Origin of the sequence: Segatella copri, from assembly GCF_024330485.1 — a bacterium.
GTDB lineage: Bacteria > Bacteroidota > Bacteroidia > Bacteroidales > Bacteroidaceae > Prevotella > Prevotella copri_L.
Window position 1 is genome coordinate 1 of the sequence record NZ_JANDWX010000052.1, and the last position, 8,908, is coordinate 8,908.

An 8,908-nucleotide genomic window follows, 5' to 3' on the forward strand; every position below is an offset into this window, starting at 1 on the left:
TTACGGACAAGACTCCTTTAAATGATTTGTTTAACAAAGCTGTTCCAACAGAAGAGACGGAGGATTGGCTATATCCTAGCCTTTTCAGCCCCGACGATTTCTAAACGGGACAGCAGTGTTCCTGCAAAGCTGATATAACCTTGCTACTAGCTGGATTTCGATAATCTTTTTCTGAGAAGAGAAGCCTGTCTGATGCACCATAGGTATCTAACAAAGTAGAATTCATAGATATAGCCTTTAATGACAAGACGATGCTTGCCAATGAAAAATCATCTATCGTTTCATCAAAATCATCCACAGTACGCAATGGATGACTGAAATCCTTAGTACCGATAGTTGGAGATTTGTAGCCCTTCATAGAAGGAACAAACATTCCATCATAATCTACCAAGCTAAGAGAGCCATCAGGACGAACAATGATATTGTCTGGCTTGATATCACCATGAGCAAAAGATTGGGTACGAAGCCAAGCTGCCATCTTGCCAAAGCGATAACAAAGCAATGACATGGCTGATTGATTCTGGTAATTTGCTGCAATGTAAGCTTCCATAGTTTCTCCATCTACCCAATCCATCAACAATACAGGAAATTCGTCCTCCTCGCATTGACTGTCCACGAAGAGTTCCTTCTCCATATACTTTACTGATGTAATGTATGGAGAATCTAACAAATCCAATTCATCTGCAATCTGGCGATAGGCATCAGCTCGCCCTTCCTGTTCTTCCGTAAAACACTTGAGGGCATAATATTTCCCGGTACTCTTGTCCAGCATCTTAAACACCACGGCAAAAGCACCACTACTGCGATATGGCTCTCCGTGATCATCTTGTACGGGAGTCAGGTAAGACAATTTATCAAGATTATCGCCAGCATCTTGAATGGCCTTTACATATTCTGATATCAATGGGTACTGCATAGCTTACACGATTATTAATAGACTATCTTAAGTCGCATTTTCAGACGACATGGCAAAAGTAAACATTAAATTTCAAACCGCAAAGGAAACTGCAAAAAAATGATTAATCATTGCTTATTATTTCTATTTCGATGGAAATATATGAGCGAAAATCCATTTCTATGTCGTGTGTACATCTGTAAATCGGCCAAACAATCGAGTAGAGGCGGAGAACACTCTCCACCTCTTATTTTATATATTGAAAAAGTAGAAGGCAAAGGAGGATGTCTTAGGGGGAAGGGTTCCTATTTATGATGGTATCGATTTGCCGGTATCTCTTTTTCGTCGTAATAATCAAGGAATAATCTAAAAAGTTACCCAAATATTTTTTCTCCGAATCGGGAAATTAATTCTTGTTTAAGTTTATATGGAAAATAGCAATAAGAAAATGCACCAAATCCAATGCTGGTAACACTGTCAGGAATTTCGAGGCTTTTCAAAGATTTACAACCGATAAATGCACCAATCCCAATGCTCGTAACACCATCAGGAATAACAACGCTACGCAAAGCATCGCAATAATAAAATGCCCAATCCCCAATGCTAGTTACACTATCGGGGATAACGAGGCTACTCAAAGAAGAGCACTCACCAAATGCATAAATTCCAATGCTAGTAACACTATCAGGAATAATTATATCATTCAAAGCAGAGCAAAATTGAAATGCATTATCCCCAATGCTCGTAACACCATCAGAAATAACAACGCTACGCAACGAATCGCATTCATTAAATGCCCTATTCCCAATACTAGTTACACTATCAGGAAGAACAACGCTACTCAAAGAAGAGCAATCTTCAAATGCACTATCCCCAATGCTCGTAACACCATCAGGAATAACAACGCTACACAACGAATGGCATTCATTAAATGCACTATCCCCAATGCTGGTAACATAATCAGGAATGATATATGATGTAGTATCTTTGTCTCTAAATGCGATAATTTTGCTTTTGTCCTTATCAAACAACACCTTATTATCATAAATAAAGTAAGGTGACAAACATTTAAGTTCTCCATTCCAGCCAGAAAAAGGATTACCTATAATGTTGCCAACACTGTTAGGAATAACAAGACTACGCAAAGATTCGCAATATGAAAATGTACTATCCCCAATACTTGTAACACTATCAGGAATAACAAGACTACTCAATGAACGGCAACCACAAAACGCACCACCTCCTATGCTAGTAACACTAGCTGGAATAACGAGACTCTTCAAAGATTCGCAATATGCAAATGCCCAAGTTCCTATGCTGGTTACACTGTCAGAAATAACAAGACAATTCAATGAACGGCAACCACTAAATGCCCTATCACAAACAATCTTTGTTCCTTTTCTAATGGAATAAGTACCATCAAGCTCTTTTGAAGCTTGTAATAATTTTCTTCCATCTTTGCTGTATTTCACACCAAATTCATCCGTAATGGCCTCATTTAACTCTGCATTCGTTGCTTCTGTGGACATATCAAGATTATCACCAGCATCTTGAATGGCCTTTACATATTCTGATATTAATGGATACTGCATAGCTTACACGATTATTAATTGACTATCTTAAGTCGCATTTTCAGACGACATGGCAAAAGTACACATTAAAATTAAAACCGACAAAGAAAACTGCAGAAAAATGATTAATCATCGCTTATTATTTCTATTTCGATGGAAATATATGAGAGAAAATCCATTTCTATGTCGTGTATACATCTGTAACAAGAGGGTAGAGGTGGAGAGTGTTCTCCACCTCTTATTTTATATCTGGAAAAGGAGAAGCAAAGAAGGATGTCTTAGGGGGAAGGACTTCCTATTTATGATTGTATCGATTTGCCGGTATCTCTTATTCGCCGTAATAATCAAGAAATAATCTAAAAAGTTACCAAAATATTTCTTCCCCAAAACGGGAGATTAATTCCTGTTTAAGATCAGTTGGGATATAGCAACCATCAAATGCACAATACCCTATACTAGTTACACTATCAGGGATGGCTATGTTAGTCAAAGAACCGCATCCCAAAAATGCACTTTCCCCAATACTGGTAACACCATCAGGGATGGCTATGTTAGTCAAAGAACCGCATCCCAAAAATGCACTTTCCCCAATACTGGTAACACCATCAGGAATAACAACGCTATTCAAAGATTCACAACCATTAAATGCACTATCCTCAATGCTGGTTACACTATCAGGGATAACAATATTACTCAAAGATTCACAACCACAAAATGCACAATCCCCAATACTGGTAACACCATCAGGGATGGCTATGTTAGTCAAAGAAGTGCAACCACTAAATGCACCGCGTCCAATACTAGTTACACTGTCAGGGATGACAATACTGATCAAAGATTTGCAATCATAAAAAGCACCTTCACCTATGCCAGTAACACTATCTGGAATAACGAGACTACACAGAGATTTGCAGCCTTCAAATGCGCAATCCCCAATGCTAGATACACTATCAGGAATAACAATGTCTGCCAAAGATTTACAACCACTAAACGCACCATACCCTATGCTAGTTATGCCATCAGGAATAACTATGCTACGCAAAGATTTACAGTCTACAAATGCCCTGTCACAAATAATCTTTGTTCCTTTTCTGATAGAATAAGTACCATTAAGTCCTTGTGGAGCTTGCAATATTTTTCTTTCATCTTTGCTGTATTTCACGCCAAATTCATCAGTAAAAGCCTCCTTCAACTCTTCATCTGTAGCTTTGATTGATAAGTCTTCAATTGTTTGAGGAAGGATAGGCTTTTCGCCAATAAACAACCTGAAAGAACATGTAGAAAGTTCCTTTCTTGCCAATGCTAGCATGAAAAGAGAGTAAAGAGTGCAGAAATCCTTATCACACATCAATTCCTGCAAAGCTGATATAACCTTGCTACTAGCTGGATTTCGATAATCTTTTTCTGAGAAGAGAAGCCTGTCTGATGCGCCATAGGTATCTAACAATGTAGAATTCATGGATATAGCCTTCAATGACAAGGCGATGCTTGCCAATGAAAAATCATCTATTGTTTCATCGAAATCATCCATAGTACGCAATGGGTGACAAAAATCCTTGGTACCTACAGTTGGAGATTTGCAACCCTTCATAGAAGGTACAAACATTCCATCATAATCCACCAATGTAAGAGAGCCATCTGGACGGATTATGATATTGTCTGGCTTGACGTCGCCATGGGCAAAAGATTGTGAACGGAGCCAAGCCGCCATTTTGCCAAAGCGATAACAAAGCATTGACATAGCAGATTGATTGTGATAGTTTGCTGCGATGTAAGTTTCCATCGTCTCCCCTTCTACCCAATCCATCAACAATACAGGAAATTCATCCTCCTCGCATTGACAGTCCACGAAGAGTTCCTTCTCCATATACTTTACAGAAGTAATATATGGAGAATCAACCATATCCAATTCATCTGCAATCTGGCGATAGGCATCAGCTCGCCCCTCCTGTTCTTCCGTAAAACACTTGAGGGCATAATATTTCCCGGTACTCTTGTCCTGCATCTTAAACACCACGGCAAAAGCACCACTACAGCGATATGGCTCTCCGTGATCATCTAGCACGGGAGTCAGGTAAGCCAATTTATCAAGATTATCGCCAGCATCTTGAATGGCCTTTACATATTCTGATATCAATGGATACTGCATATTGTGTGCTATTGTTTAATTTTTTATCTACGACTGTATTTTCAGAGATATTGCAAAGATAATCATTTCAACAGAAACAGCCCAAACTTAAGTAAGAAACTTCATAGGAAGATTACAAAAAAATAAATATCTTAGCTATAGTTATAGAAAATTATATAAAAACATTTGCTTTTGTAATTTAACAGTTCGTTAATAAATCAATCATGTTAAGTTATTACGCAGCTCCTCTATAGGCACGAATAGTTACCATTTTCTTCATTAGTTATCTTCATATTTTTTCTCTGATTAATTGTACTAACTCTTTAAAAAGGTAATTCATATGGTGCCAGAAACAGCTTATAACCAAAACAAGATATTAATTCTTGTTTAAGTTTGTATGACAAATTATTGCAACCAGAAAATGCTGAATTCCCTATGCTAGTCACACTATCCGGGATGTCTATAAATAATAGAAAACGACAATCTTCAAATGCACTATCTCCAATGCTAACCACACTATTTGGAATTACTACGCAGGAAAGAGAACTACAACCGGAAAATGCACTTCCTCCAATGCTAACCACACTATTTGGAATTACTACACTGGAAAGAGAACTACAACCAGAAAATGCACAAATTTCAATGCTAGTCACACTATCAGGGATGACAATATTTAATAGGGAACAACAATCCATAAATGTATAATCCTCAATGCTAACCACACTATTTGGAATTACTATGCTAGTCAAAGAACTACAATCCCAAAATGCACCAGCTTCAATAGTAGTCACACTATTTGGGATGACGACGTTGGACAGAGAATTACAACCCTTAAATGCATTATCCCCAATACTAACCACACTATTCGAAATTACAATGCTAGTCAAAGAACTACACTTAAAAAACGCATCATCACATATTATTCTTGTACCCTCTTTAACAGAATAACATCCTTTTAGTTCTTGTGGGGCTTTCAACAATTTTCTTCCATCTTTGCTATATTTCACTCCCCATTCATCAACAAAAGCCTCCTTCCACTCTTTCTCTGTAGCTTCGGTTGATAAGTCTTCAACAATTTGAGGTAGGAGAGGCTTTTCGCCAACAAACAATCTAAAAGAACAGGCTGAAAGCTCCTTTCTCGCCAATGCAAGCATGAAAAGAGAGTAAAGTGTGCAGAAATCCTTATCACACATCAATTCCTGCAGGGCAGATATTACCTTGCAATTTGAAGGATTGCGATAATCATTTTCTGAAAAGAGAAGTCTGTCTGAGGCACCATAGATATCTAACAAAGTAGATTTCATCGAGATAGCCTTTAATGACAAGGCGATGCTTGCCAATGAAAAATCATCTATCGTTTCATCGAAATCATCTACAGTACGCAATGGATGACTGAAATCCCTGGTACCGATAGTTGGAGATTGGCTGCCCTTCATGGATGGCACAAACATCCCGTCATAATCCACCAATGCAAGAGAACCATCGGGACGGACTATGATATTGTCTGGCTTAATGTCGCCATGAGAAAAAGACTGGGTACGGAGCCAAGCTGCCATCTTGCCAAAACGATAACTCAGCATCAACATGGCTGACTGATTCCGGTAATTTGCAGCAATGTAAGCTTCCATCGTTTCTCCATCCACCCAATCCATCAACAATACAGGGAATTTATCCTCCTCGCATTGACTGTCAACGAAGAGTTCCTTCTCCATATACTTTACTGATGTAATGTATGGAGAATCTAACAAATCCAGTTCGTCTGCAATCTGACGATAGGCTTCGGCTCGTCCCTGCTGCTCTTCCGTAAAACACTTGAGGGCATAATATTTCCCGGTACTCTTGTCCTGCATCTTAAACACCACGGCAAAAGCACCACTACTGCGATATGGCTCTCCGTGATCATCCAGTACGGGAGTCAGGTGAGCCAATTTATCAAGATTATCACCAGCATCTTGAATGGCCTTTACATATTCTGATATCAATGGATACTGCATATTGTGTACTGTAATTTTATCTGTTTCTACAAATTTTAATGACAACAAATAGGAATATAAAGAAGATGGGCGCTAGCCTTTAAAATAAACAAGCGTGAAATCATCTAAATCTAAAATTCCTTCCGAGTTCAGTTTTTTCAGATACTGTTCAAATAGACTGTCGGATGATGTTGCATCCAACAAAGATTGGAGCACATCCTTCCAAAAATCAAACTTCATGGTCTCTGCTGTTTTCAAAAGTTGGGAATTGCCAGATGCTTTTAGGTATTCTTCAGCAAACTCCGCACCATACTCCTTGCTTTTAGACAATTCATACATCATCATTATATAATGCGATAAGGCATCGCTGGCAGCAAAGACTACCGAAGATTCATCCAGATAAAAGTCACCACAACTGAAACCTTCCTCTTCCAGGGGATCTTTACAGCTAACCAACCTGGGAGGATTGCTAAAATCAGACAATTTCGTAAAACTATGTTCCAAGACACCTGTATCCTGACTATAATGAAAGACTACGCTATCGCCGTATGCCATCCATTTACATTGCTTATCCCCTGTTATCCATGCAGCAGCAATGGTGGCGCAAGACCCCTCATTATAATATTTATTCAAAAGAATGCCATCGCCTTTCTTTGCTCTTTCCTCGTGCTCATTATAAAAGGGCTCCCAAATGCCATCTACCCATTCGTCAAGTTCTTTGAAGCAGACGACGGGTTTATCTTTTGGAAGATGTTTTACAAGATACTCCGACCACTCATTGGCAAACAAACCACAGCCTCCTGCCCCATCGGATACCGCTATACAGGTATCCGATGAGTAGAAAGCATCTTCGTTTGCAACATGGTCATTGAATTTTGCTATACTAACACCTCTGTTCATATCTTTTCTTTATATCATTACAGATTCTGATTAACCAGCATACTCGAAAGTGTGCCAATCTTCATCATTTTAACCAATCTCTCCATACCCGTATTTACACCCATAGCATGGTAGCGGATATCAGCCTGCTTATCTCCAAAGATATTACGGATCTGTTCATTGTTTTTGTCCTCCAATAATATATGTATGTTAGAATAACGATAGTTGCTTTGGTTCTATTGTCTGCGGTTTCAACTTTTTATCACCAAAAGGATATAGACCTTCTACGTATGCCTTGATTAGAAAGGCATGCGAAAGAGGCTTCTTCGGGTCATCCACATCACAATTTGTATTATAATCCAAAAGTACGATGGTCTTAGTCTGGCTAGCCTCTCGCAATCTTTCGATAATACTTTGAACCTTATGTTCAAGAACCCACTTGTAAGTAGGAATATAAATCTGCTTTCGAGCCTCAATATATCCGAGCAGTTCTGTTCCGTTTACTCCTTTGCGATGTCCAAGAGGCTTACCGAACTTGCGAACAGTTCTCTTGATATTCTTCATCGACTCATTCTTAAACATTTTCATATCTACATCAGCCGATTCAAATACCTTTAGCCCTTGCCACACAGCCTCAACACATGTAGCTGTAACCCCCTCGCTAAATGGCACAGGTATGCCACCATGAGGATAGAATGGGCTCAACTTTATCAAGTCATCTTCAGCATGACTCGTTACATCCGCAATTATTGCATCGGGATATTTCTTTAAGATGTTCTCCCGCTTCTTTCGCTTAGATTCTATAATTATCATATTGAAATACCTCCTCACCAAAACGTTTAATACAATCAGCTTTAATGTCTTCATTTACAAGACGGCAACTTCCCAAAGCTTTTACACCCACAAAAGTTATAGAATTTGGAAGTTTGGTATGCAATTGCAATCGACACCCACCAAAGACAAAATCATCAATTTGCTTCATATTTATAGAAAAAGAAACATCTCTTAATCCACTACTACTAAAAGCAGACCTTTTTAAAACCAACACAGTATTAGGCAACTCTATATACCTTAAATTATAACAGCACATAAAAGCCATCTCACTAATAACCTCAACTCCGTCTTGCAGAACTATATCTTTTAAGTTTGCGCAATAACAAAATGCCATTTTTTCTATTATACGAACACTTTTTGGCAATTTGACCACTTTTATACTTAAATTTTCAAAAAAGGCATGCTCTCCAATATATTCCACATCATTAGGAATAACAAGAACACTCTTATTTCCCAAATAAGCTATCAAACGCTTTCTATCATTTGACAGTAAAAAATCTTCTGTCAAAATCACTAGTGTCCCGTTAAAACGAGACGATTATTAAATAAGTTATTAATACTCAAAAGTTTACGGACTTTTTGTAGTGTATTCGATTTGATTTTGTATCTTTGCACGCATATTTAAAAT

At 38.3% G+C, this 8,908-nt stretch carries 8 protein-coding genes; all 8 read right to left on the reverse strand.

What is annotated here, in order from left to right; all coding sequences use genetic code 11:
- Positions 1-100 precede the first annotated feature (100 nt).
- The 8 genes from NNC77_RS15595 to NNC77_RS15630 all read right to left on the reverse strand — a co-directional run bounded on the left by NNC77_RS15595 (position 101) and on the right by NNC77_RS15630 (position 8,788).
- Positions 101-916: a protein kinase domain-containing protein gene (locus NNC77_RS15595; protein WP_254971743.1), complete on the reverse strand. Its 816-nt coding sequence runs from the start codon at positions 914-916 to the stop codon at positions 101-103.
- Positions 917-1,269: 353 nt separating this feature from the next.
- Entirely contained in the window at positions 1,270-2,487 is a 1,218-nt protein-coding gene (locus tag NNC77_RS15600) for a leucine-rich repeat domain-containing protein (RefSeq protein WP_254971745.1), read from the reverse strand.
- 343 nt (positions 2,488-2,830) lie between these two features.
- Positions 2,831-4,615: a leucine-rich repeat protein gene (locus tag NNC77_RS15605; RefSeq protein ID WP_254986900.1), complete on the reverse strand. Its 1,785-nt coding sequence runs from the start codon at positions 4,613-4,615 to the stop codon at positions 2,831-2,833.
- 302 nt (positions 4,616-4,917) lie between these two features.
- Complete coding sequence (locus tag NNC77_RS15610) at positions 4,918-6,588, reverse strand: leucine-rich repeat protein (protein WP_254971747.1); 1,671 nt, start codon at positions 6,586-6,588, stop codon at positions 4,918-4,920.
- 72 nt (positions 6,589-6,660) lie between these two features.
- Positions 6,661-7,467, reverse strand: a complete 807-nt coding sequence (locus tag NNC77_RS15615) for a hypothetical protein (RefSeq protein WP_254971749.1) — start codon at positions 7,465-7,467, stop codon at positions 6,661-6,663.
- A 17-nt stretch (positions 7,468-7,484) separates the two neighbouring features.
- Complete coding sequence (locus NNC77_RS15620; protein WP_254971751.1) at positions 7,485-7,643, reverse strand: hypothetical protein; 159 nt, start codon at positions 7,641-7,643, stop codon at positions 7,485-7,487.
- A gap of 13 nt (positions 7,644-7,656) precedes the next feature.
- On the reverse strand, positions 7,657-8,259 hold the full coding sequence (locus tag NNC77_RS15625; protein ID WP_254971753.1) for a DUF6939 family protein: 603 nt from the start codon (positions 8,257-8,259) through the stop codon (positions 7,657-7,659).
- Positions 8,240-8,788: a leucine-rich repeat domain-containing protein gene (locus NNC77_RS15630; protein WP_254971755.1), complete on the reverse strand. Its 549-nt coding sequence runs from the start codon at positions 8,786-8,788 to the stop codon at positions 8,240-8,242. The genes NNC77_RS15625 and NNC77_RS15630 overlap by 20 nt, the downstream gene beginning before the upstream one ends.
- Between the last annotated feature and the right edge of the window lie 120 nt (positions 8,789-8,908).